The sequence below is a fragment of the Mesorhizobium sp. M3A.F.Ca.ET.080.04.2.1 genome, assembly GCF_003952525.1.
Lineage (GTDB): Bacteria > Pseudomonadota > Alphaproteobacteria > Rhizobiales > Rhizobiaceae > Mesorhizobium.
The window spans coordinates 2,233,898-2,258,699 of sequence record NZ_CP034451.1; the positions used below are offsets into that span (position 1 = coordinate 2,233,898).

Below are 24,802 nucleotides of genomic sequence, written 5' to 3' on the forward strand. Positions count from 1 at the left end.
ACCGTTCAGAGCTGGAATTTTCCAATTATGATCCCGATGATGGGAGAAGGAGAGTTCCGTGAAGAGGTCAAGGTTTTCGGAGGCGCAGATCGCGTTCATTTTGCGCCAGGCGGATGAAGGAACGCCGGTTGCGGAGGTGTGCCGCAAGGCCGGCATTTCGGACGCGACGTTCTATAATTGGAAGAAGCGTTATGGCGGGCTGACGCCATCAGAGGTCAAGCGCATGCGCCAGCTCGAGGATGAGAACAATCGGCTGAAGAAGATCGTCGCCGACCTAACGCTCGACAAGGCCATGCTGCAGGATGTCCTGTCAAAAAAGCTCTGAAGCCTGTTCGCCGCCGCCGTCTTGTCGATGATGTCCGAAAGGATTGGAAGGTCTCAATCAGGCGGGCCTGTGCCTGCCTGCGGATCGATAACCTCACTCTATCACTACAGGTCGAAGCGCGGCGACCAGGCGGCCTTGAAAGCTAGGATCAGGGAGATCACGGCGACGCGGGTGCGCTACGGCTACCGGCGCGTCCATGTATTGCTGCGCCGGGAGGGATGGTCCGTGAACGCCAAGCGAATCTATCGCCTCTACAAGGAGTTGGGCCTGCAAATCCGCAACAAGACGCCGAGGCGACGAGTGAAGGCAAAGCTGCGGGAGGATCGCCAGCAACCAGGTCTGGGCCATGGACTTCGTTCACGACCAACTGGCGACCGGCCGCAAGATCCGCGTGCTCACCGTCGTCGTCTCGCGCTTCTCCCCCGCGGTCGACCCAAGATTCAGCTATCGGGGAGAAGATGTCGTGGCGACACTTGAGAGAGCCTGCCGGTCGCAAGCCAACGGATAACGCCTTCATCGAATCCTTCAACGGCAAGTTCCGCAGCGAATGCCTCAACGCCCACTGGTTCCTGACGCTTGACGACGCCCGCCTGAAAATGGAGGAATGGCGTAAGGACTACAATACCGTCCGCCCCCACAGCGCCATCGGGAACAAGCCGCCGATATCGCTCATGAAAGGCTCATCGGCGGCTTCCGCTGCCTGAGCCAGACACCCCGGAAGTTCCCGCCCGGGGCGGTCCAAAGACGGGGAGCACCTCACAACGTGAACAGGGCTAACTTATAGGCGCCGACAAAACGGGGAGCAGGTCACTGGCTGCCTAGCTGCCTCGGCGTGAAGGTCCGTAAGTCTGAAACCGAAACCTTCCCGACCCCCGCACGTTTCATTGCCGCCAGCATCAAAGTGGGAGTTTCCACGCAGGGTCAGGACATCAGTGGGATCAAGCCTACAATCCTGCCGAATTCGCAGCAAACCATGGACTAACGGTCAGGCAGGCAATCTGGTTATTGAAAGCAATGGCCCCTCGCGTAAAAAATGCGATCAGGCGGGGCATGCGTTCGCAGCAGCCCTAAAGCAGTTCGGCCATGACCGTCACCCAAAGAGAACGTCTCCGGCAGATGCCGGCAACGGGCATCATTCCGTCTTCGACCAGGATGTCCTTCCTCCTGGCGAACTGACCGAAAATGCCTCGCGCCGTCTCGGCGTCGATCTCACCCGCCAATGCAGCCTTGCAGGCGCGGATCGCAGGCTCCGGTGTTCCCACACCAGTCCATGACGAACTGGTAGGCATCCACCACGGAATTCATTTCACGAGTGGGCCGTTGCGTCGATCAGCAACGGACAATGCCGCGCCAGGCTTCTGACGCACAGGACTCAATCTGGCCCCGGGCCTCGCAATATCGCCCCCCGCTCACGAGAAAGATGGTTGATTACTACGAAAATCGATGAGCCCTATCTGAACGATGTCCCCAGTGTGGCTTCACCGATATCGCGCCTGGTTCCACTTATGGCCGAGCAGCGACAGGATGATGATCAGCCCGTTGAAGAACTGCACGTAAAAGCCGCTCAGGCCCGCAGCTACCACGCCGGTCTGGATGAACGACACGGTGACCGCGCCGATGGCGCCGCCGACCACCGTGCCGATGCCACCCCAGGTCGGCGTGCCGCCGACGAATACCGACGCCAGTACCGGCAAAAGATAGCCGTCACCGGCCGTCGGCCACCAGGTGAAGTTGATCATCACCGAGAACGTGCCGGCGATCGCCGCCCCGATGCCGGTGAAGACAAACACTTTCACCTTCACCAGCTTGACGTCGATGCCCATCTGCCTGGCGCTGTCCGGATTGTCGCCGACCACCCTTACCTGGGCGCCGAAGCGGTGCCGGTTGTAGAGCAGCGCCGAGAACACGACGAAGGCGATCGCCCAGAAGATCTGCACCGGAATGCCCCAGATCTGGCTGGAGAGGATCTTGTAGGCCGCGCTGTCGGCCAGATTGGTCAGCGCCGTCGACTTGCCCTCGTTGATGATCTGGATCAGGCCGCGCAGCAGGAAGTTCATGCCGAGGGTGGCGATCAGCGACGACAGCCCGCCATAGACCACCAGCGACCCGACCAGGAAGCCGAGCAGCGTGCCGGTGACGAGAGCGGCCGCAATGCCGAGGAACGGATCGTAGCCAGCCTGCACCACCAGCGCGAAGACCCAGGACGCAAAACCCATCGTTGCCGGGAACGACAGGTCGATCTCGTCGCAGGTGACGACGAAGACCAGCGGCACCACCACGAACAGCGCAACGGGAAGCGTCGTCAATACCGAGCTGTAGAGATACCAGGTAGTGAAGACGGTCGGGTTGGCGATGATGAAAACCGCCATCATGACGATGAACACGGCAAGCGTGCCCAATGATGCGCGGTTGTCGAGGACGAAGCCGCGCAGCCAGTGGTTGGACGGATGACTCCACTCCTTGGCAGCCGGGCCGCTTGTTCTTCCGAGGGGAGTTTGCAGGTCGGGTTCCATGGCCTTGCTCATCACCTTCTCTGCTCCGCGCCCTCGTGCAGCCCCGGCAGGCCGCCGGGATGCGCCACGTCTTCCATGAAATTGATCAAGTCCTCGGCAGACTTCACCTCGCTACGGTCGGCCGTCAACGCGACCTTGCCGCGGTCGAGCACCACGAAGCGATCGGCGATGTCGAAGACGTGGTGGATGTTGTGGCCGATGAACAGGATCGAGCGGCCGCTCGCCCGCACCTGGCGCACGAAATGGAAAACTTTTGCCGTCTCGGTCAGCGACAGCGCCGTCGTCGGCTCGTCGAGGATGATCAGTTCCGCCTGCTTGTAGATGGCGCGCGCGATCGCTACGCCCTGGCGCTCGCCGCCCGAGAGCTGGCCGACGATCGAATGCGGCGTGAACACTTTCGAGGTGAAGCCGATCTCGCGCATCAGCCGGCTCGCCTCCGCGATCTCCTTGTTGACCTTCAGCCAGCCCATGAAGCCGGTTAGCTCTCGACCCATGAAGATGTTGCGCACGATGGTCTGCTGCACGGCCAGAGCCCGGTCCTGGAACACGGTCTCGATGCCGGCCTCGCGCGAGCGCGCCGCGCTCCATCCCGTGACCGGCTTTTCCCCTACCAGAATCTCTCCGCTGGTCGGCCTGACCACGCCGGACAGGATCTTGATCAGCGTCGACTTGCCGGCGCCGTTGTCGCCGATCAGGCCGACCACCTCGCCGCGATCGACGCTGAGGTTGACACCGCCCAGCGCATAGACCTGGCCGTAGGATTTCTTGATGTCGCGCAGTTCGATGATGCGTTCGCCCATGCGATCCTCGCTTGCAATGGCTGTTCGGCGGCTTCTTCGCCGGCGGTCCCGCCGGCCGGGTTAAGCCCGGCCGGCTGCCTGGGAGGTCAGCGCAGCGCCTGCTTGGCGAGCTCTGAGACGATCTCGTAGTTCTGCGGCGTGACGAAGCCGGCGCCGGTGTCGACATTCATGGGAGCCAACCCCAGCACCACCTGCTGGCAAAGGCTGAGGATCGGCATGTAGCCCTGCATGAACGGCTGCTGGTCGGCCGTCAGTTGCACCCAGCCACCCTTGAAGGCCTCGACGATCTGTGGGCTGGTGTCGAAGCCGAAATTGAAAATGTCGCCAGGCTTCCTCCCCGCCGCCTGCATATAAGTGGCGACATTGCCGAGCATCTGCCCGCCGGGATAACCGACCGCCTTGACGCCGGGGTTGTTGAGCAGCGCGGCAGTGATCGGCGGGATCGCGAGATTGGGATCGGCTGCCCATTCGGTTTGTGAATTGATCTGAATGACATCCACGCCGGCCTCCTTCAGCGCGGCGACCGTCCCACGCTCGCGCGCACCGCGGCTCTCATTCTCGAACGGACCGATCATGATCGCCTTGTCGCCGGCCTTCAGCCCGGCCAGCTTGAACGCCTCGGCGCCGAGCGCGCGCCCCTGCTGCTCCTGCTGCGCGCCGACATAACCGCCCCCGAACGCCGCCACCACAGTCGGCACCGGAACGTTCTGGTACATCATCTTGATGCCGTCCTTATGCGCCTGTTCGGCCAGCGGCATGATCGCTGCGTCGCCCGGATGGCCCATCATGGCGATGCCCTGGGGCTTGACGGCGACCGCTTCACGCAACTGTTGCACCATCTTTTCGACGTCCCAACCGGAAAAGATGTAGTCGACCTTCGGCCCGAGATCGGCCGCTGCCTGCTTGGCGCCATTATAGACGATGGTGCCGAAGGCGTCGCCCTCGGCGCCGCCGACGAAGAAGCGGATGTGGACGTCCTTGCACCATTGCGCGTCGAGCGCCTTTGCCGGCAAGGTGGAAATCGAGGCGCAGAGCGCCGTGGCGGCCGCCACGACGGTCGAGCGTAGAACGGTTCTTCTGGTCGTGATGCTCATGCACGTTCCTCCCTTTTGGTCCCTCGCGATCAAGGGTTTTCAACAGTTGCTCGGATCGGCCGGCTCCTCCCGCCGGCCGGCGCTCAAACCGGATTGGGCAGGTAGCTATTGCCTCCCCGGCATTGCTTCAGATAGTCGAGCGCGCGCGCCTGCCCGGTGATCTCCAGGTCGCCGCGATAGACCGGGTCGTGCCAGCCCTCGATGTCGATGGCGCCCTTGTAGCCGGCCAGCCGCAATTCGCTGATCACCCTCGTCCAGTCGCTGTCGCCGAAGCCCGGCGTGCGCATCTGCACGAAAGGCAGGCGACCGAACACGCCATGCTCGCGGATCACATCCCAACGCACGGTGGCGTCCTTGCCATGGACGTGGAAGATGCGCGGCGCCCATTTGCGGATCTGCGGGATCGGGTCGATCAGGTATACGAGCTGGTGGCAGGGCTCCCATTCGAGCCCGAGATTGTCATTGGGCAATTCGTTGAACATCAGCTCCCAGGCGTCCGGGTTGTGGGCGATGTTCCAGTCGCCGCTCGCCCAGTTGCCGTCCATGGCGCAGTTCTCGAAGGCGATGCGCACGCCCTTGTCGGCGGCGCGCCTGGCCAGTGGTCCCCAGACCTCGCGGAAGCGCGGCAGGCTGTCGGTCAGCTCCTTGCCGCGGATGCGGCCGGTGAAGCCGCAGACCATCGAAGTGCCGAACAGATGCGCGTTATCGATGACGGCTTCCCAGGCGCGGAGCACGCCCTGATCGACCTCGCCGCTTTCGAGCGGATTGCCGAACACCCCAATCGACGACACGGCCACGTCGGCATCGCCGATCGCCTCCTTTATCTGGCCGGCCAGCCTGGGCAGGTCCTTGCCGCCCAGCGTCTGCCAGAAGAAGGGCTGGATGCTCTCGAAGCCAAGCGGCACTATCTCTCTGATATAGGCCGCCGGATCGTCGAGATTGGCCCGCACCATCGTGCCGATCCTGATGTCGAGAAGCGGGTTTGGCATCGTCATCCTTCCTGGATCTCGATCGCTACGCGCCGTCCGGTTTCCGCGCTTTCGATCGCGCCGAATACCATGGCGAGGCTTTTGATGTTGTCTGCGCCGCGGGTCTCCGGCTCGGTGCCGGTTTCGATGCCGCGCATGAAATCCTGGATGATGCCGAGATGGCCGTCGACCCGGTCGGCGGGATCGAGCGGTGGCACCTCGATGGCTTGCGTCTTGTCGATGATACCGTCGCGGCCGGACGCAACCACCTCCGCCGTCAGCCGGTCATGGCCATCCCACAGGAGGCTGCCGCGCTGGGCGACGATGCGCCAGTCGCCTTCCCAACTCGTGCGAAAACCGTCGGCGCACCAGGAGCCGGCATAGGTGAAGACCTTGCCGCCGCCGAGATCGAAGACTGCGCTCGCCGACGATCCCTGCCGGTACCAGGAACTGGCCGGCTCCCACTCCTGGCAATAGACGCTTGCCGGCTCGCCGGCGACCATGTAGCGCGCGGCGTCGAAAGTATGGATCGCCATGTCAAGCAGCAGCACGTGGCGCATCTTCTCGCGAAATCCGCCGAAATGCGGCGCGATGAAGAAGTCGGCATGGATGCTGGTCGGCTTGCCGATGGCGCCGGAGTCCAGGAACCGCCTGATCCGCCTGACATTGGCGACATAGCGCCGGTTCTGCACTACGGCGTGGACGCGGCCGGCCTGGCGCGCCGCCGCGATGATGGCCCGCGCATTCTCCGGGCTGTCGGCCAGCGGCTTTTCGGTGAGCAGGTGGCAATGATGGGCAAAGGCCGAAAGCGCGACTTGGCGGCGGGCCGCCGGAACCACGACATCGAACACGGCGTCGGGCTTCGCCTCATCGAGAACTGCGTCGAGACTGGTGCCGATGACGGCGTTTGCGAGATCGAATTCGCGCGCCCTCGCCTTGGCCCGCTCCGCATCGAGATCGACAAGGCCGGCAATGGCAAGCCCCTCGATCCGCCTTGCGGCATCGAGCCACTGCCTGCTCATGGCTCCGCACCCGACCAGGACGACCTTCATTATCCAGCGCTCCTCCTCTCTCGGCCCCTCCCGGCCGAGTGTCACGGCACCGACGGCATCACCGTAAACGTTTCTCCGTAAACGTTTACGAGAACACACCCGATGGCGTAGAATGTCAACCGGCTGTTCGCGAAAATCGTCCCGAAGCCTTGGCCTGAGCGACAGCCGGTGCTAGCCAAGGCAAGGGAGAGTGGCTCTTGGCGTCCAGCATTCATGACCTTGCGCGTCATCTGAAGATTTCGATCGGCACCGTGTCGCGGGCGCTGAACGGCCGCGCCGACGTCAATGCCGATACGCGCCAGCGCGTGCTGGAAGCGGCGAGAGAGTTGAACTATTCGCCGAACCAGTCCGGCCGTAGTCTGAGGCAAGGCACTACCCGGTCGATCGCGTTCATGCTGCAGCCGCATCCGGGCGACCAGCAATATGGCGAGCCTTTCTTCATCCCTTTCCTGACCGGCCTGCAGGCGCGGCTTGCCGAAAGCGGGCTCGATCTGATGGTCGTCATGGGTGAGCCCGGCCAATACCAACCGGAGAGGCTGCGCCGCGTGGTTGAAACGCGCCGGGCCGATGCGGTCGTGTTGGCTAACACACGGCGGAAAGACGATCGGATCGACTATCTCAGCAAGGCCGGCTTTCCATTCGCCACGCTTGGCCGGAGTCAATCCGGGGGCGACAGCTATCCTTCGCTCGATATCGATTTCGAGAGGGCGGGTGACGAAGCAGTCGACCGGCTGGTCGCGCGCGGCCACCGCCGCATTGCCGCCATCCGCCCTTCGCTTGATCTCAACTTCGGCTACCTGTTCCTCGACGGCTACCGTAAGGCGCTGAAGAGGCACGGCATCGAAATCGACCCCGACCTTATCGCCGACGGTTTCATCAACGAGGCCGGTGGCTACGAGGTCACGCCGCGCGTGATGCTCCCCAAGGAAAGGCCGACCGCAATCATCTTCAACAATGACGCGATGGCGCTTGGCGGCTGCAAGGCGCTGGCCGAGATGGGCATCAGGCCGGGCCACGACGTCGCGGTGATCGTCATCGTCGACACGCCGCTTTGCCGCTACTTCTCCCCGGCGCTAACCGCCTTCCGTCCGTCGCTGGAGCCCATGGGAAGGCGGCTCGCCGAAATGCTACTCGCAGCACTCCCCACCTTCGCCGGCCCAGACGGCGCGCGCGTCATCCGCGAGGTCTGGCCGCTGGAGTTGATCGCGCGAGAGAGCGATTAAGCTGGCTTTGTAGGGTCCGCCACTTGCGGCTGTCGCCTGCGCGTCAAAGGATGATCACTAGACAGTAAGGAGCTTGCGTACAGCGCGCCTGTTCAGATCCTCGGCGGGGCCGGTATGCACTATCTGGCCACGGTCCATGATGTTGACGTCGTCGGCAAGCTCCCGGCAGAAATCCAGGTACTGCTCGACCAGCAGCACCGCGATCCCGGCCTGGTCGCGCAGATAGCGTATGGCGCGGCCGATATCCTTGATGATCGAAGGCTGGATGCCCTCGGTCGGCTCGTCGAGCACCAGGAGCTTCGGCCGCATCACCAACGCGCGGCCGATGGCGAGTTGCTGCTGCTGTCCGCCGGAAAGGTCGCCGCCGCGGCGCGACAGCATCTGGTTCAGGACTGGGAACAGCTCGAAGACATGCGACGGGATGTTGCGGTCGCCCGGCTTCAGCGGCGCGAAGCCCGATTCCAGATTTTCGCGCACCGTGAGCAGGGGAAAGATCTCCCTGCCCTGCGGCACGAATGCGATGCCCGACCGGGCTCGGTCATACGCCGCGCTCCGGTCGAGCGCCTTCCCCTCGAAGGCAACGCTTCCGCTCGTCAGCCTGTGATGGCCGACGATGGATCTCATCAAACTGGTCTTGCCGACGCCGTTGCGGCCGAGCACGCAGGTGATCTTGCCCGCGCCGGCTTTCAGCGAAACACCGCGCAGCGCCTGGGCAGCGCCGTAATGCAGCGTGGCGTTGGAGACTTCGAGCATGCTCAGCCCCTTCTCCAGCGCCGAAGGAAGGAAAGGTCGAAACGATGAAAGGAGATCCGCCAGATCATGCTCAGCGCCCCAGATAGACTTCGACGACGCGCTCGTCGGCCGAAACGAAATCAAGCGTGCCTTCCGACAGCACCGAGCCTTCGTGCAGGCAGGTGACCTTGACGCCGAGCTCGCGCACGAAATGCATGTCGTGCTCGACAACGATCACAGAATGGTCGCGGGCGATGTCCTTGAGCAGGCGCGCGGTCTCCTCGGTCTCGGCATCGGTCATGCCGGCGACCGGCTCGTCTACGAGCAAAAGCTTGGGGTCCTGCGCCAGCAGCATACCGATCTCCAGCCACTGCTTCTGGCCATGGCTGAGATTGGCGGCGAGCTCCTCGCGCTTGTCGCCGAGGCGGATGATGCCGAGGATATCGTCGATGCGCCGCGCCTCGGCGGCCGAGCGGCGATGGAACAGGGCCGGGAAGATCGAGCGCGGCCCCTTCAGCGCCAGCATCAGATTGTCCTCGACGCTGTGGCTCTCGAAGACGGTCGGCTTCTGGAACTTGCGGCCGATGCCCATCATGGCGATCTCCGCCTCGTCATATCGGGTGAGGTCGACCTGACCGTCGAAAAACACCTCGCCCTCGTCCGGCCGCGTCTTGCCGGTGACGATGTCCATCATCGTCGTCTTGCCGGCGCCGTTAGGCCCGATGATGGCGCGCATCTCGCCCTTGTCGAGCACCAGCGACAGATTGTTGATGGCGCGAAAGCCATCGAAGGAGACCGAGACGCCGTCGAGATAGAGGATGGTGTTCGACTTGCTCATGGTCGCTCACTCCGCCGGCTGCGGTTCGGGGCCGGGGGCGACCAGGCGCCTGGGGTCGTCGCCGCCGAGCGCACGATTGTCGGCTGCGCTTCCTGCGGATCGGTGCCGGCTTCCGCGGCGAGCGAGGCCGCTCGCAGCGCCCTGGCCTTGCCGCGCCAGCCGTCCCACATGCCGACCACGCCCTTGGGCAGGAACAGTGTAATGGCGATGAACAGCCCGCCAAGCGCGAACAGCCAGAATTCCGGCAGCATGCCGGTGAACCAGGATTTGCCCGCATTGACCAGCAGCGCGCCGATGATCGGGCCGACGATGGTGCCGCGCCCGCCGACGGCGGTCCAGATCACCACCTCGATCGAATTGGCTGGCTCGAACTCGCCGGGATTGATGATGCCGACCTGCGGCACGTAGAGCGCCCCGGCAATGCCGGCCATGACGGCCGAGACGGTGAAGGCGAAGAGCTTTACGTTCTCGGCCCGCCAGCCGAGGAAGCGGGTGCGGCTCTCCGCGTCGCGCACCGCCATCAGCAGCTTGCCGTATTTGGAGTGCACGATCGCCGCGGTGACGAAGACGGCGAGCGCGAGCGTGACGGCGCTTGCCGAAAACAGCGCCGAGCGCGTCGCGTCGGCCTGCACGTTGAAGCCCAGAATATCCTTGAAGTCGGTCAGGCCGTTATTGCCGCCAAAGCCCATGTCGTTGCGGAAGAAGGCAAGCAGCAGCGCGTAGGTCACAGCCTGGGTGATGATCGAGAGATAGACGCCGGTGACGCGGCTGCGGAAAGCGAACCAGCCGAACACGAAGGCGAGCAAGCCGGGCACCGCCAGCACCATCAGCACCGCGAACCAGAAATGGTCGAAGCCATGCCAGAACCAGGGCAGTTCGTTGTAGTTCAGGAACACCATGAAGTCGGGCAGGATGGGATTGCCGTAGCCGCCGCGTGAACCGATCTGGCGCATCAGATACATGCCCATCGCATAGCCGCCCAGCGCGAAGAAGGCGCCGTGGCCGAGCGAGAGGATGCCGCAATAACCCCAGACGAGGTCGAGCGCCAGCGCCAGCAGCGCGTAGCAGAGATACTTGCCGACCAGCGCCACGATATAGGGCGGGATGTAAATGGCGCTTGCCGGCGAGACCGCGAGGTTGAGCAGCGGCACGATGATGGCCGCGGCCAGCAGGATGACTATCGTGATCGCGACGCGCCGGTCGGCGCCGAGGAAGCGCTGCGTGATCATGCTTCCACCGCCCTGCCCTTCAGCGCGAACAGGCCGCGCGGGCGCTTCTGGATGAACAGGATGATCAGTACCAGCACGACGATCTTGCCGAGCACCGCGCCGGCATAGGGCTCGAGGAACTTGTTGACGATGCCGAGCGAGAAGGCGCCGACCAGCGTGCCCCAGAGATTGCCGACGCCGCCGAACACCACGACCATGAAACTGTCGATAATGTAGCCGCGGCCGAGATTGGGCGAGACGTTGTCGATCTGGCTGAGCGCCACACCGGCGATCCCGGCGACGCCGGAGCCGAGCGCGAAGGTCAGCGCGTCGACCCAGGGCGTCCTGATGCCCATGGATGCGGCCATGCGGCGATTGGCGGTGACGGCGCGCATCTGCAGGCCCCAGGGTGTTCGCTTCATGACATAGAGCAGAACGCCGAACACCAGGAGCGCGAACACCAGGATCCACAGCCGGTTCCAGGTGACGGCCAACTGGCCGATGTTGAACGCCCCCGACATCCAGGACGGATTGCCGACCTCCTGGTTGGTCGGGCCGAAGATGGTGCGCACCGCCTGCTGCAGGATCAGCGAGATGCCCCAAGTAGCCAGAAGCGTCTCCAGCGGCCGGCCGTAGAGGAAGCGGATGACCCCGCGCTCGATGGCAAGGCCGACCAGCCCCGACACCAGGAAAGCGAGCGGCAGCGCAATCACCAGCGACCAGTCGAAGAGGCCCGGAAATGAGGTGCGGATCAGCTGCTGGACGACGAAAGTGGTGTAGGCGCCGAGCATCACCATTTCGCCATGCGCCATGTTGATGACGCCCATGACGCCGAAGGTGATGGCGAGACCGATGGCGGCCAGCAGCAGCACCGATCCGAGCGATATGCCGTACGAGATGTTCTGGCCGGCATCCCACAGCGCCAGCGTCGAATTGATATGGCCGATCGCGGCGGTCGCCGCGTCCTTGACCGCGCCTTGCGCGCTGGTCTCCACGGAGGTCAGCAGCGAAAGCGCATCGCGGTTGCCACGCGCCGCGATGACCGCGATGGCAGCGAGCTTGTCGGCTTCCGGCTTGTCGGAAGCCAGAACCGACGCCGCGCGCGCCTGCTCGAACAGCGCCTTGACGGCAGGGGCGGTTTCGGCGGCGATCGCGGCATCGAGCGGCTCGATATTCGCGGCGTCAGGCGTCTTGAACATGGTCGTGGCGGCGGCGAGGCGCACGCTCGCATCCTTGGCGCGCAGCGTCAGCGCGCCCGACGCGTCGCGAATGGCGCGGCGAAGAGCGTTATTGACCTTGATCTTGGTGAGATCGGCCTTGGCGGCATCGGCGGACTTGTCGCCGCTCAGCGGATCGAGCAGTTCGACGCCGCTCGCCGCGTCCTTGCCGATGAAGACCTGGGAATCGGCCTTGCGGATATAGAGGTTGCCGTCAGCGAGCGCCGATAGCGGCTTTTCGACGGCGGGGTCGCCGCTGGCCGCGAGCTCGCGCACGATCGCTTCCGTGGCCGAGAAATTGGTTGCCGTCGCGAATTTGGCGATGGTCGCGCGAAGATCGGCCTCGGCTGCCTTCGAGGGCAGCAGGCCTGCCATCGTCAGCAGCAGCGTCAAGCCAATTGCGCGCAATAGGATCATCAGCTTCAGCGAATCTCAAAGATTTGAGTTTCTGCCCGGGCGGGACGCGAAGGCCCCGCCCGGGCCGCGGTCCCACGCCGCGACCGGACAGACCTGGGAGGATCAGTTGGTGCCCTTGCCGCCGCACTTGCCGGTGGCGACGTTGAAGTTGCCGCAGGAAAGCGGCGCGCGCCAATCGGAGATCAGGTTCTTGGAATCGGGCAGGTAGTCGGACCATTCGTCGCCCATCACGAGGCCGGGCGTCTGCGAGACGGTCTCGAACTGGCCGTCGGCCTGGATCTCGCCGATCAGCACGGGCTTGGTGATGTGATGGTTCGGCATCATCGCCGAATAGCCGCCGGTCAGGTTTGGCACCGAGACGCCGACCATGGCGTCGATGACCTTGTCCGGATCGGTGGTGCCGGCCTTCTCCACCGCCTTCACCCACATGTTGAAGCCGATATAGTGGGCTTCCATCGGGTCGTTGGTGGTGCGCTTGTCGTTCTTGATGAACTTGTGCCAATCGTCGATGAACTTCTTGTTCTCGGGCGTATCGACGCTCTCGAAATAGTTCCAGGCGGCGAGGTGGCCGACCAGCGGTCCGGTGTCGAGACCGGCCAGTTCTTCCTCGCCGACCGAGAAAGCCATGACCGGGATATCCTCGGCCTGGATGCCCTGGTTGCCGAGTTCCTTGTAGAACGGAACGTTGGCGTCGCCATTGACGGTCGAGACCACGGCCGTCTTCTTGCCGGCAGTGCCGAACTTCTTAATCGCCGAGACCTCGGTCTGCCAGTCGGAGAAGCCGAACGGCGTGTAGTTGACCATGATGTCGTCGGCCGGTACGCCCTTCGCCTTGAGATAGGCCTCGAGGATCTTGTTGGTCGTGCGCGGATAGACATAGTCGGTGCCCTCGAGCACCCAGCGCTTCACCGAGCCGCCATCGGCGCTCATCAGGTAGTCGACGGCCGGGATGGCCTGCTGGTTCGGGGCAGCACCGGTGTAGAAGACGTTGCGCTCGCTTTCCTCACCCTCATATTGCACAGGGTAGAAGAGGATGTTGTCGAGTTCCGAGAACACCGGCAGCACCGATTTGCGCGACACTGAGGTCCAGCAGCCGAACACAGCCGCGACCTTGTCCTTAGAGATCAGCTCGCGCGCCTTTTCGGCGAACAGCGGCCAGTTGGACGCCGGATCGACGACGACCGCCTCGAGCTTCTTTCCGAGCAGGCCGCCCTTGGCGTTCTGCTCCTCGATCAGCATCAGCATGACGTCCTTCAGCGTTGTCTCCGAAATCGCCATAGTACCCGACAGCGAATGGAGGATGCCGACTTTGATCGTGTCGTCGGCCGCCTTGGCCGGAGCCGAAATCGACAGACCGGCAGCGATTAGGCTGGCCGAAAACATTTTTGTTATTGTCGAGAAATTACCCCTCATGTTCCACGCTCCCAAACTGGTTGTTGTGCATCGCAACATATCGGTGCAAGCTGCGTGCCAAAACCGAAAGCCCAAAGCGCCGGACAGAAAAACGATAGTTTACAGACGGTTAATTAGTTTCAACTCAAGTTATAACGGCCGATTCTGCTGGAGGGTATGTCAAATTTTAAGCTTCTGCCTCTATTTTCATCGCTTTTCCTGTTGCCTGTTTTAGATCTGCCGTTGGCCTTCCAAGGAACCACCGGAAATCCCAGCAGCGGATAGCGCGATCCTGTCGAGATTGTGAGAGAGAGAAGCCGTGTCGAATTGGGGGGCTGGGCCTGGGGAAGACGCGCGGCGGCTAGACGAGCGCTTTTCGGCAGGAAATCCGTCCGTTCTAGCGGCTGCTTAACGGCGCATTGCCGCCCGGCAACCCGACCGGCAGCCGAGGCCTCGCGTACGAGGACGACGCACGACAACAGCCGGCGGTTTAGGCGCGAACCGACGATCGTCAGTTCCTTCCGAACCACTTACTGCTAGCCGACTTTGAAGGGCCCGCCCGAGTAGCCCAGCAGGCGGACGGCCAAGCGGACATCGTCGCACGCCGCTGCACGGTCGACGGCTTACAGGATGAATTCGACGTCAATTGCAGCGGCGTTTGACCTCGGTGTCGTTGCCTCTCCGGACGGGCTTGACGCAACTATCCTTCGACGAGTTCACTTTCCGGCAGCTGGAGAACGCCGCCTCGAGAGCCGATGCACACTCGTCAACATCGTAGAGGCTGAAACAGAGAGACGGCCTCTTTATGATGTTGCCAAGCGGTCCTGTTGATGCTGCCATGACGCCGAGGAGTTTGAGCCATTCTCGGATTCATCGTGCAGCGTTGCCTGCGGGAATTTTCGACGCGCGGTCTGTGACGAGGTCCATAAAACAAACCTCGCCCGTGGGCATAGCCGATGCAGGAATGCTTTGCCGCGAGGAGGTCGACCCGTGGCCTGCAGGGCTTCGCCTACCACCCTCGCCTGATCCTTCAGTCGATCGTAATCAAACATCAAGGCAACATCAGGCGCAAAGTGGTCATTCCTGAGCCGAGCACGACCGGTATAGGTCACGCCGGCCCCTTTCGTACGCCGTTGCCGCCGATCCCCGCACCCACCGTCGGAGAGGCTTTCGAGATCCAAGGGCTTACGCTACGTCTCACAGGTGACGTCAACAAGACGGATTGACCAGCGAGCCCAAAATCATTCCATCCATAACTCATGATATCTGACACCGCTCGGTTAATTCTTGAAGAAGTAAGCGTAATGTGTTGATATATAATGATTTGGTTGGTCCGGAGGGCAGTCGTTTGCGACGGAAAATCAATATGTCACCGGACGGGCTAATTCAATCCAATCGGTGTCAGCCGTCACCTGCCAAGAAAGCGGCACTGATTGCTTTGTCCTGGTATGAACGCGACTGGTTTGAGGCCGCTTGCTGCCTGTCCGGTCCTCGGGCAGAGGACTGAGTAAGCTGACACCGAGCAGGGGAGCCGATGCTATCCAAACCCACACGGCTCGGCCAGGGCGGCTGTTAAAGCTGCTTCAGCATCGTTGAGCGGCTGGGTTGGGCAGGCCCTCGAAGCGTATGCCGGGGTGCTGCTGCAGAATGGAAGTGCGTAGAGCAACAGGGGCGTCTGATAGCCGTTGGAGCTTAGATTGCGCGCCAAGCAGAGGCGCGCTGCGACGGCGAAACGTAGTGCTGGGCCGCTCGCGTCGGCCGACACCGAACAGCCCGCTCAGCCACGCCATCTGTTCGCGCTCCTGATAGCCCTGCCCGCCTTCATGGTTGTTGAAATGGTACTCTACGATGGTCTTTTCGCCATCGTAGGCATTGAATGCGCCATAAACGGTAGAGGGCGGGCAGACTTCGTCCATCAGGGCCACCGAAAAACAGCGCCGCTGCCTTGCACTGCCGGGCGAAGTTGACGCAGTCGAAATAGGAGAGCGTCTCAAAGACCTTCGCCTTCTTCTCGCGATACGACTGTTTCCATTGGTACACAAAATGTCTGGAAAGGACGCATGGGCGGAGAAATACTGCGGGCAAATTGCGGCTTCAGCGAAGACTTCACTTCCGAGGCGAGCAGAGCCCCACGTTCTTGCACAGATAGGGTGCGCCAGCTCTGCCACCGCCGGCGCGCGCGAGTCCGGGCTGGAACGTGGCGCGTAAGTCGCGCCTTTTCCCTGTCGACAGATCGAGCCCGGGATGACGTGACATCATATGTTTATCGAGGGAGCCGACGGTATCGTTGGCTTGTGTTCTACTCCCGGGGAAAGATGATTGTCTGCACCAGTCCACCCCCCTGCCTGTTCTCAAGCCTTATCGATCCGCCATAACGCTCGATGATCTCCTTGGCGATCGCCAGCCCCAGTCCGGCGCCGGGAATGAACTGCATGCGCGCCGGGTCGACCCGGAAGAACGGCTCGAAGGCTTTGTTCAAGAGGTCCTGCGGAATGCCGGGGCCGCGGTCGCCGATGGTGAGAACCGCTCGGTTGCCTTGCCCGGATAGCGAGACCGTGCAGTTCTTGCCATGTGTGGCGGCGTTGACGATCAGGTTGCGGAGCGCCCGGCGCAAGCCAAGCGCGCCGGCTTTGACCAACACATGGTCGAGATGGTCGATCGTCACCGCATGACCGAGCGAGACCATCTCGACTTCGATATCGCGAACCAGCGTCTCCAGAGCCACCGGCTCAACCGCGTCCTGGTTGACCTCCTCGCGCACCAAGCGGATGGCGCTGTCGGAGATGCGGTCAAGCTCGTCGAGGTCGCTCAGCCACTTCTCGCGGTCCTCTTCGAGGAACTCGGCGCGGAGCCGCATCCTGGTCATTGGGGTCCTGAGATCGTGGCCGGCGGCGGCCACCAGCCGCATGCGGCTTTCCATCGCCGTTCTCAATCTTGCCGACAGTTCGTTGAGCGCATGGGCGGTGGCCCTCACCTCGACCGAGCCTTTTTCCGGCAAGGTCGCCAGCACCCCGTCCGAGCCGATCTTGCTGACGGCGGCTTCGAGCATTTCGAGCGGCCGCACCAGCACGCCGGTGAAATAGATCGACACCGGCGTCGCGCCGAGCACGATCAGCGCCATCCAGCCGGCGAAAACATACCAGACATCGCGCGGCGGGCCCAAGTCGGGGACATTGACGATCATAAAGCGATGATCGGGCAGCGCGACCGACGCGACCATCCCAGGTTGCCCGGTGTTGCGGCTGACGACCGCCGAAACATCGAGGCCGTTCTGGCGCAGCATGTCGTTCAGCACTCGCGTGTGCTTGCGGTCCTCGAAACCCGGCGCCGGACGATCGCTGATCGTCACCGGCGCATCGCCGCTGCCCGGCACATGGCCGGGAACCAGCTGCACCATGTACTGTATCTGTTGCGCCAGCGGCCCCATGGTCAGCTCCGGCGACGGCCCACCGAGGACCTTGACGGCGACGAAGGTGGCAAGCCCGACCACGCCCAGGATCGAAACGACCAGAAGGATGATCAGCCGCCGGCGCAGCGAGGTCATGCCCCGGTCTCCGCCGTCTCGACGCGCGCGGTCAGTTGATAGCCACCATTGCGCACGGTCTTGAACAGGTTCTCCTCGCCCGCCTCGGCGAACTTCCGGCGCAGCCGGCTCATCAGCACGTCGACGGACCGGTCGAGCGGGTCGCGCTCGCGCCCTTGCGTCAGATCGAGCAGCTGGTCGCGCGACAAAAGCCTCCCCGGCCGGTCGAGAAAGACCTGCAGCAGGTCGAACTCGGCGCCGGTAAGATCGATCAGGGCTCCGTCGGCGTTCATCACACTGCGCGTGTCCGGCTCCAGCCGGTAACCGGCGAAATGATAGACGCGAACCTTGGGTGGGGCGACTTCGTCCGGCGCCGAGCGCCTGAGCACCGCCCGGATGCGAGCCGTAAGCTCGCGCGGATTGAACGGCTTGCCGAGGTAGTCGTCGGCGCCGAGCTCCAGCCCGATGATGCGGTCGACATCTTCCTTCAGCGCGGTCAGCAGGATGACCGGGATATGCGGCTTGCGGTCCCGCAGGCTCCGGCAGATGTCGAGACCGGAGCCGTCAGGCAGCATGACGTCGAGCACGATGAGGTCGAACTGGCCGGAGCCAAGCTTGTGCTCGCATTCGCGCCGGTCCGCCGCCACGGAGACACGAAATCCCTGTCTGTCGAGATAGCGCCCGAGCAGCGTCCTGATCTCGCGGTCGTCGTCGACGACGAGGATGTGGGATTGTGTCTGCATTCTTCGCCCGCTTGCCTTTTCGTCCCTGATTATAGGGAGCGACGCCGCCAAGCGGCACGGAAAATTGCAACGGAACGTTTCCGCAAAGCCGTTGGAAACATTCGGAAACAAATCTCCTTCTTCCGGAAACCTTCGGCAATGCCGCGACGCGAAGCGGCAAAAGACGCCTCCTATCCTCCAGCCATCCGAAGCATGCAAGCAAAGGATCATGTCATGCGTAGCAAACTCTTGGCGCTCGGCCTGTTTTCGGTCGCGGCCATCCATCCCGTACTGGCCGCTCAGCCCGATCCCGGCGCCGCACCGGGCGACGAGCCGCCGGCCATCAATCAGAAGGACGACACGGGCCCGGGGCCGATGCCCTGGCCTCGCCCGCCTGGGCCGATGCGGCACGAGCCGCAAGCGCCGGAAGGCTTCGGCTTCCGCCGCATGGGACCGCCGCCGCCGGAAATGCTTGCCGCCCGGCTCTCGGCCCTCGAGACCCGCATCGGCATCCGGTCTGAGCAGCTCGATGCCTGGCGCGACTATACCAGCGCGCTGCAGGCGGTGCTGGCGCCTCCGCGGTTCGACCGTGGCCCCGGCGCTCCCGGCCCCGAGGCGGGCGGGCCGGGTTCCCCCGGTGGCCCCGGCCAGGCGCAACGCGATCCCTTCGCCTTTCAGGAGCGCCTGGCCGACGAGGTCACCAAACGCGCGGCTTCGGCCGCCAAGCTGAAGAATGCGATCGCCGTGCTGCGCACCAAGCTGACGCCCGAACAGCTCGAAATCCTCGCTTCGGCGGATCGGCCGCACGGCCCGCCCCCTGATCCCTGGGGCAATCCGCCGGACAACGCAGCCGGCCCCGGAGGTCCGCACGGACAGCTTCAGCCACCCCTACCCCGGAATGGCGAGCAACTCTGACCGTCTGCGCCGGCCGGTCCGCTGATCCACCCGTTCACGGGCCGGCCGGTTCTCTTGCGAATTGGCGGACGCGTCGGCGCGACCGCCGTCAAGCATGGACCGCGTTATGATGTGGGAAGCCCTGATGATGCTGCGGCTGCTTACCTCGCTGGGCTCGCCCTTGCCGATACGCTCCGGCGCCGGTGCCAGGCAAAAGATCCTGTCGAAGCAGGCGCTGAAAGGGGCGATCCGGTTGAGCTTCGCCGCCTACCGCCTGCCGCTTCCGATCTCGTCTTCAAGCACTGAAAATCATGACCGCAAAATTGCGTAAAAGACATCTTCTTCTGGCGGCCTTGCTGGCCGCGCTGGCCGCCGTCGCAGCGCTCAAGGCTTATGGCCGCGCCACGCCCGAGCCGGCGGCGCAGACGCCTGCGCCGGCAGCGGCGCTCACCGTTTCGGTGGAGAAGGTGGTCCCCCGGACGGTGACATCGTCGGTCAGCGCCACCGGCACGGTGGCTGCATGGCAGGAAGCGACGATCGGCGCCGAAGAAAGCGGCCTGCGCCTGACCGAAGTCCTGGTGGCCGAGGGCGATCATGTGAAGGCCGGCGATGTCGTCGCAAGGTTGGATGACTCGCTGCTTAAAGCCCAGCTCGCCGAGCAGAAGGCAGCCGTCGCGCAAGCTCAGGCAACCCTCGATTCCGCGCTGTCGGCCGCGGCCCGCGCCAACAAGCTGCTCGCCAGCAACGCCGTCAGCGCTGAAACCGCCGAGGACAAGGCGACCGCCGTCAAGACCGGCAAGGCCGGCGTCGATCAGGCGGCAGCCGCCACCGAACGGCTACAGGCCCAACTCGACAGGACGATCATCCGCGCGCCATTCGACGGCATCGTCTCCAGCAGGCCGGCTGTGACAGGCTCCATCGTCCAGGCCGGCACCGAGCTGATGAAGATCGTCCGCGACGGCAGGCTGGAGGTCGGCGTGCTTGTCCCTGAAAAGGACCTGGCGGCAATCTCGGCCGGTCAGCCGGCAAACATCGTCGATGCATCCGGCCGCGCCTTTTCCGGCAGCGTTTCCCAGATAGCCGAGACGGTCAACTCGACCATCCGGCTCGGCACCGTCTATGTCGCCGTCAGCGACGGCTCGGGCCTTAAGCCCGGCATGTTCGCCCGCGTCACGATCGAGACGGCTGCGTCCCGGCAGCTGACCGTCGCCGAAACGGCCTTGGTCTGGCATGCCGGCAAACCGGCTGTGTTCGTCGTCGGCGATGACGGCAAGGTCACCGAGCGTCCAGTCGTCACGGGCACGCGCCAGAACGACCGCGTCGCCATCGAAAGCGGCTTGTCGGAAGGCGACCGCGTCGTCGTCGCCGGCGCCGGCTTCCTCAACGACGGTAACCTCGTGCGTGTCGCCGCCGACGAGACGAAGGCGGCCGATGCCGCGAGCACGGCGGAGCCGGCGCAATGAACGCCATCTCCTCCTGGTCGATCCGCAATCCGGTTCCGACCATCGTGCTGTTCTTGTCGCTCAGCGTTGCCGGCGTTTATGGCTTCATGCAACTGCGCACCAACAACATGCCCGATATCGACTTGCCGACCGTCACCGTCACGGTAGCGCAGCCGGGCGCGGCGCCGAGCGAAATGGAAGTCCAGGTGGCGCGCGTCATCGAGAACGCTGTCGCGACCCTCGAAGGCGTCGACGACGTCTCGACCTCGATCAGCGAGGGCTCTTCCGTCACCACCGTCGAATTCACCCTCGGCATCGATCCCGAGACCGCCACCAACGATGTCCGCAGCGCCGTCTCCGGCGTGCAGTCCAGCCTGCCGGCCGCGGCCCAGACGCCGGTCGTGGCGAAGGTCAACGCAACCGGCAATTCGATGCTGACCTTCGTGGTCGAGGCGCCGACCATGTCGCCCGACGCTCTGAGCTGGTACATCGACAACGACGTCGCCAAGGTCCTGCTCGGCGTCGACGGCGTCTCCAAGATCACCCGTGCCGGCGGCGTCGACCGCGTCATCCGCGTCGAGCTCGATCCCGACCGACTTGCCGCTCTCGGCATCAGCGCCGGCGATGTCAGCCAGACGCTCGCCTCCAACAACGTCAACCAGCCCGGCGGCCGCGCCAATATCGGCGGCCAGGAGCAGTCGGTGCGCACGCTGGCCAGCGCCACGACCGTCGAGGCGCTGGCCGATACCCGCATCGCGCTGAGCGGCGCCGGCGGCGTCAAGCTGTCCGACCTCGGCACTGTCGTCGACAGCTGGGAAAAGCCGCGCCAGGCGGCCTATCTCGACGGCCGGCAAGTCGTCGCCTTCAATGTCTACAGGTCGGTCGGCTCGAGCGAGATCGATGTCGTCAAGGCCGCCCGCGCCGCGATCGCCGACATGGGCGCCAAGACTACAACAGCAAAGTTCACCGAGGTCACCTCCTCGTCCGGCTTCGTCCAGGAAAGCTACGACGCCGCCCTCGAAGCTCTATGGCTGGGCGCGCTGCTGGCCATCGGCGTGGTCTGGCTGTTCCTGCGCGACATCAGGGCAACGCTGGTGTCGGCGGTGGCGATGCCGCTGTCGCTGATCCCGACCTTCGCGGTGATGGCAGCCTTCAACATCTCGCTCAACAACATCACGCTGCTGGCGCTTTCGCTGGTCGTCGGCATCCTTGTCGACGATGCCATCGTCGAGATCGAGAACATCGTGCGCCACATGCGCCAGACCGGCGTCAGCGCCTACCAGGCGGCAATCGAAGCGGCCGACGAGATCGGCCTCGCCGTCGTGGCAACTACCGCGACCATCGTCGCAGTCTTCCTGCCGGTGGCTTTCATGTCCGGCATTCCAGGCAAATTCTTCCTGAGTTTTGCCGTCGTCGTCTGCATCTCGGTGCTGTTCTCGCTCTTGGTGGCGCGCATGCTCACCCCGCTGATGGGCGCCTATCTGGTGCGCGCCGGCGGCCACGAAGAAGGCGACATGCCGGCCTGGGTACCTGCCTATCTGTGGCTGCTGCGCAAGGCGCTCGACCATCGCTGGATCACGCTTCTTGCCGGCATCGCCTTCTTCGCCGGCTCGATGATGCTGGCGACGCACTTGCCGACCGAATTCATGGCGGCGGCGGATCGCGGCCGCTCGATGATCTCAGTCGAGCTGCAGCCCGGCTCGACCATCGAGCAGACCACGGCGGTGGTGCAGGACATCACCAAACGGCTCAAGAAGGAGCCGGCCGTCGACAGCGTGTTTGCCACGATCGGCACGGCCGCCTCGTCGGGCGGCGGACCGAACCAAAGCTCGAGCTCGGCCGAGGTACGGACCGCAACCGTCACGGTCAACCTGAAGCCGCGCGCCGAGCGAACGATGAGCCAGCAGCAATTCGAGGCAGAGGCTTCGCCGAAGCTCAACGACATCCCGGGCGCCCGAATCCAGTTCGGCGCCGACGGCTTCTCCGGCGCCAAGGTGTCGATCACGCTGGTCGGCGACGATGGCGAAGCCCTCGCAAAGGCTAGCGATGCGCTAATCGACGCAATGAAATCGGTTCCCGGGCTGATCAATCCGACGTCGACCGCGGCCACCACCAAGCCCGAGCTCATCGTGCGCCCCGACAGCGCCAAGGCGGCCGAGCTTGGCGTCACGCCGACCGAGATCGCCGCGACGGTCAAGATCGCCACCATCGGCGACACCGACACCAGCCTGGCGAAATTCAATCTCGGCGACCGTCAGGTCTCGATCATCGTCACCTTGCCCGACGGCGCCATTGATGATCCGGCGAAGCTTGCCATGCTGCCGCTGACCGGCAGCAGGGGCACGGTACCGCTCGGCGCCGCCGCCGATATCGGCTTCAACGCCGGCCCGAACAGCATCACCCGTGTCGACAGAAGCCGCAGCGCCACGGTCGAGGCCGATCTTTCCGGCCTGACGCTCGGCCAGGCGACCACCGCCATTCGCGCGCTGCCGATCATGAAAAGCCTGCCGCAGGGCGTGCATGAGCTGGCGCGCGGCGATGCCCAACGCATGCAGGAGCTGTTTTCTGGCTTCGCGACCGCGATCGCCGCAGGCATTATCCTGATGTACCTGACGCTGGTGCTGCTCTTCCGCAGCTTCGTGCAACCGGTGACCATCCTGGTCGCCTTGCCGCTCTCGGTCGGCGGCGCGCTTGGTTTCCTGCTCATTACCGGCAAGGCGCTTGGCGTCTCTCCGTTGATCGGCATACTGATGCTGATGGGCATCGCGGCCAAGAACTCGATCCTGCTCGTCGAATATGCTCTGGTCGCCGAGAAGGAGCATGGCATGGGCCGCTTCGAGGCACTGCTCGATGCTGCCCGCAAGCGGGCCCGGCCCATCGTCATGACATCGATCGCCATGGGCGCCGGCATGCTGCCGATCGCGCTCGGCATCGGCGCCGACGCCGAGACGCGTGCGCCGATGGCGATCGCCGTGATCGGCGGGCTCATCTCCTCGACCGTGCTCAGCCTCGTCTACGTGCCGGTGGTCTACTCCTTCATGGATGACATCCAGCGTTTCCTCGCCCGTCACCTCCGCAAGCTGTTGGTCGAAGCGCCCGGCGCTACCGATCAGGCAAGGGCCGCAATCCCAGTGAAAGAACTGTCAATGTATATCCAGCCTAATCGTTCTCTTTCGCTGGCGCGGCCGCGCCGCCTGTCTGCCTGGGCAGGAACGCTTTGTGCCGCGCTGTTGCTTGCAGCCTGCTCGCAGGAGAAGAGCCAGGTGCCCGCCGGCATGGGAGGCGCCGGCAGGCCTGAGGTCGGCGTCGTCACCCTGCATCCGCAATCGGTCGCGATCACCGCCGAGCTGCCGGGCCGGACCGCTGCCTCGCTCGTGGCCGAGGTACGCCCGCAGGTCGACGGCATCATCCGGCAGCGGCTGTTCCAGGAAGGCGCCGAGGTGGTGGCGGGGCAGCCGCTCTACGTCATCGACTCGGCGAGCTATCAGGCCGCCTATGACAGCGCCGTCGCGACGCAGCAGAAGGCTGAAGCCGCGGTGCCCACCGCCCGGGCCAAGTTCGACCGCTATGCCGGGCTGCTGAAGCAGAACGTCGTCTCGAAGCAGGATTACGATGATGCCGCCGCGACGCTGGCGCAGGCGCTGGCCGACGTCGCAGCCGCCAAGGCCAGCGTCGAAACCGCCAAGATCAGCCTCGATCGCACCTCGATCACCGCGCCGATCGCCGGGCGCATCGACAAATCCTCGCTAACGCCGGGCGCGCTGGTCACCGCCAACCAGGAAACTGTGCTGACCACCATTCGCTCGCTCGATCCGATCAATGTCGATGTCACGCAGTCCAGCACCAACCTGCTCAATCTGCGCCAGGCGATCAACGAAGGCCGGCTGAAATTCAGCGGGACCAATGTCAGCGTCAAGCTGAAGCTCGACAACGGCACCATCTACGCGCAGAACGGCAAGCTGGAGTTCGCCGGCGCCAATGTCGACCAGTCGACTGGCACCTTCGCGCTCAGAGCCCAGTTCCCCAATCCCGACCGCCTGCTGCTGCCTGGCATGTATGTGCGCGCCATCGTTGAGGAAGGCGTCGCCCAAAACAGCTTCCTGGTGCCGCAGCGGGGCGTCACCCGCGACCCCAAGGGCCAGGCGGCGGCCATGGTCGTCAATGCCCAGGGCAAGGTCGAGCAGCGCGTGCTCAGCGTGCGCAACGGCGTCGGCAACAACTGGCTGGTGGATTCGGGCGTCGGCGACGGCGACCGCGTCATCGTCGAGGGCCTGCAACTGGTGCGCGTCGGAGGCGACGCGACAGCGGTCGAAGTGACGATCGACGAAACGACCGGCGAGATCAAGGACCGCCAGCAGAGCTCCGCCTCGGCGACCGCCACCAGCGGCAATGCCGCCGGTGCCGCCAAGCAGCCGGCCTCTGGCGCAACCGGGAACTGAAGC

At 64.1% G+C, this 24,802-nt stretch carries 19 protein-coding genes and 1 pseudogene; 6 read left to right on the forward strand and 14 right to left on the reverse strand.

From position 1 onward, the window contains the following. Positions 1-58 precede the first annotated feature (58 nt). Positions 59-1,029 (forward strand): annotated as a pseudogene (locus tag EJ074_RS10875) (IS3 family transposase). A gap of 363 nt (positions 1,030-1,392) precedes the next feature. Here EJ074_RS10875 and EJ074_RS10880 read toward each other — a convergent pair. From EJ074_RS10880 to EJ074_RS10905, 6 genes are all read right to left on the reverse strand, one after another. Then, positions 1,393-1,614 (reverse strand): DUF982 domain-containing protein, encoded by a 222-nt coding sequence (locus EJ074_RS10880; protein WP_129553325.1) that lies wholly within the window; start codon positions 1,612-1,614, stop codon positions 1,393-1,395. 189 nt (positions 1,615-1,803) lie between these two features. Continuing rightward, the gene (locus tag EJ074_RS10885) at positions 1,804-2,850 is read right to left on the reverse strand and encodes an ABC transporter permease (protein ID WP_129553326.1); all 1,047 of its coding nucleotides are present in this window, start codon (positions 2,848-2,850) and stop codon (positions 1,804-1,806) included. Next, positions 2,850-3,638 carry an ATP-binding cassette domain-containing protein gene (locus tag EJ074_RS10890; protein ID WP_129553327.1) on the reverse strand — a complete coding sequence of 263 codons (789 nt, stop codon included), beginning with the start codon at positions 3,636-3,638 and terminating at the stop codon, positions 2,850-2,852. Before EJ074_RS10890 ends, EJ074_RS10885 begins: the two co-directional genes overlap by 1 nt. Positions 3,639-3,724: 86 nt before the next feature. Then, a complete protein-coding gene (locus EJ074_RS10895) occupies positions 3,725-4,732 on the reverse strand; it encodes a substrate-binding domain-containing protein (RefSeq protein WP_129553328.1) in 1,008 nt (335 codons plus the stop codon). A gap of 83 nt (positions 4,733-4,815) precedes the next feature. Then, positions 4,816-5,721, reverse strand: a complete 906-nt coding sequence (locus EJ074_RS10900) for a sugar phosphate isomerase/epimerase (protein ID WP_189523853.1) — start codon at positions 5,719-5,721, stop codon at positions 4,816-4,818. 2 nt (positions 5,722-5,723) lie between these two features. Beyond that, the gene (locus EJ074_RS10905; RefSeq protein ID WP_129554039.1) at positions 5,724-6,755 is read right to left on the reverse strand and encodes a Gfo/Idh/MocA family oxidoreductase; all 1,032 of its coding nucleotides are present in this window, start codon (positions 6,753-6,755) and stop codon (positions 5,724-5,726) included. Between the two features lie 194 nt (positions 6,756-6,949). Here EJ074_RS10905 and EJ074_RS10910 point away from each other — a divergent pair, with 194 nt between their 5' ends. Beyond that, positions 6,950-7,975, forward strand: coding sequence for a LacI family DNA-binding transcriptional regulator (locus EJ074_RS10910; RefSeq protein ID WP_129553330.1), 1,026 nt, complete (start codon positions 6,950-6,952; stop codon positions 7,973-7,975). A gap of 57 nt (positions 7,976-8,032) precedes the next feature. Here the strand turns inward: EJ074_RS10910 and urtE are convergent, their stop codons facing one another. The 8 genes from urtE to EJ074_RS10950 all read right to left on the reverse strand — a co-directional run bounded on the left by urtE (position 8,033) and on the right by EJ074_RS10950 (position 18,045). After that, positions 8,033-8,728, reverse strand: coding sequence for an urea ABC transporter ATP-binding subunit UrtE (urtE, locus tag EJ074_RS10915; protein WP_129553331.1), 696 nt, complete (start codon positions 8,726-8,728; stop codon positions 8,033-8,035). A 70-nt stretch (positions 8,729-8,798) separates the two neighbouring features. Further along, complete coding sequence (gene urtD, locus EJ074_RS10920) at positions 8,799-9,545, reverse strand: urea ABC transporter ATP-binding protein UrtD (RefSeq protein ID WP_129553332.1); 747 nt, start codon at positions 9,543-9,545, stop codon at positions 8,799-8,801. Further along, positions 9,542-10,774 carry an urea ABC transporter permease subunit UrtC gene (gene urtC / locus EJ074_RS10925; protein WP_207210066.1) on the reverse strand — a complete coding sequence of 411 codons (1,233 nt, stop codon included), beginning with the start codon at positions 10,772-10,774 and terminating at the stop codon, positions 9,542-9,544. The genes urtD and urtC overlap by 4 nt, the downstream gene beginning before the upstream one ends. Next, positions 10,771-12,387, reverse strand: coding sequence for an urea ABC transporter permease subunit UrtB (gene urtB, locus EJ074_RS10930; protein ID WP_129553333.1), 1,617 nt, complete (start codon positions 12,385-12,387; stop codon positions 10,771-10,773). The genes urtC and urtB overlap by 4 nt, the downstream gene beginning before the upstream one ends. A 102-nt stretch (positions 12,388-12,489) precedes the next feature. Further along, positions 12,490-13,800: an urea ABC transporter substrate-binding protein gene (gene urtA, locus EJ074_RS10935; protein ID WP_129553334.1), complete on the reverse strand. Its 1,311-nt coding sequence runs from the start codon at positions 13,798-13,800 to the stop codon at positions 12,490-12,492. 1,562 nt (positions 13,801-15,362) lie between these two features. Next, positions 15,363-15,695: an acetylxylan esterase gene (locus EJ074_RS10940; protein ID WP_245454833.1), complete on the reverse strand. Its 333-nt coding sequence runs from the start codon at positions 15,693-15,695 to the stop codon at positions 15,363-15,365. Positions 15,696-16,078: 383 nt separating this feature from the next. Next, a complete protein-coding gene (locus tag EJ074_RS10945; protein ID WP_129553335.1) occupies positions 16,079-17,323 on the reverse strand; it encodes an ATP-binding protein in 1,245 nt (414 codons plus the stop codon). After that, a complete protein-coding gene (locus EJ074_RS10950) occupies positions 17,320-18,045 on the reverse strand; it encodes a response regulator (protein WP_129553336.1) in 726 nt (241 codons plus the stop codon). Before EJ074_RS10950 ends, EJ074_RS10945 begins: the two co-directional genes overlap by 4 nt. Before the next feature lie 213 nt (positions 18,046-18,258). On the opposite strand from EJ074_RS10950, the gene EJ074_RS10955 reads away from it, so the two are divergent. From EJ074_RS10955 to EJ074_RS10970, 4 genes are all read left to right on the forward strand, one after another. Then, a complete protein-coding gene (locus EJ074_RS10955) occupies positions 18,259-18,939 on the forward strand; it encodes a hypothetical protein (protein ID WP_129553337.1) in 681 nt (226 codons plus the stop codon). Between the two features lie 106 nt (positions 18,940-19,045). Continuing rightward, entirely contained in the window at positions 19,046-19,249 is a 204-nt protein-coding gene (locus EJ074_RS10960) for a hypothetical protein (protein WP_245426243.1), read from the forward strand. Then, entirely contained in the window at positions 19,230-20,381 is a 1,152-nt protein-coding gene (locus EJ074_RS10965) for an efflux RND transporter periplasmic adaptor subunit (protein WP_129553338.1), read from the forward strand. The genes EJ074_RS10960 and EJ074_RS10965 overlap by 20 nt, the downstream gene beginning before the upstream one ends. Then, a complete protein-coding gene (locus EJ074_RS10970) occupies positions 20,378-24,799 on the forward strand; it encodes an efflux RND transporter permease subunit (protein ID WP_165349908.1) in 4,422 nt (1,473 codons plus the stop codon). The genes EJ074_RS10965 and EJ074_RS10970 overlap by 4 nt, the downstream gene beginning before the upstream one ends. The last annotated feature ends 3 nt before the right edge of the window (positions 24,800-24,802 follow it).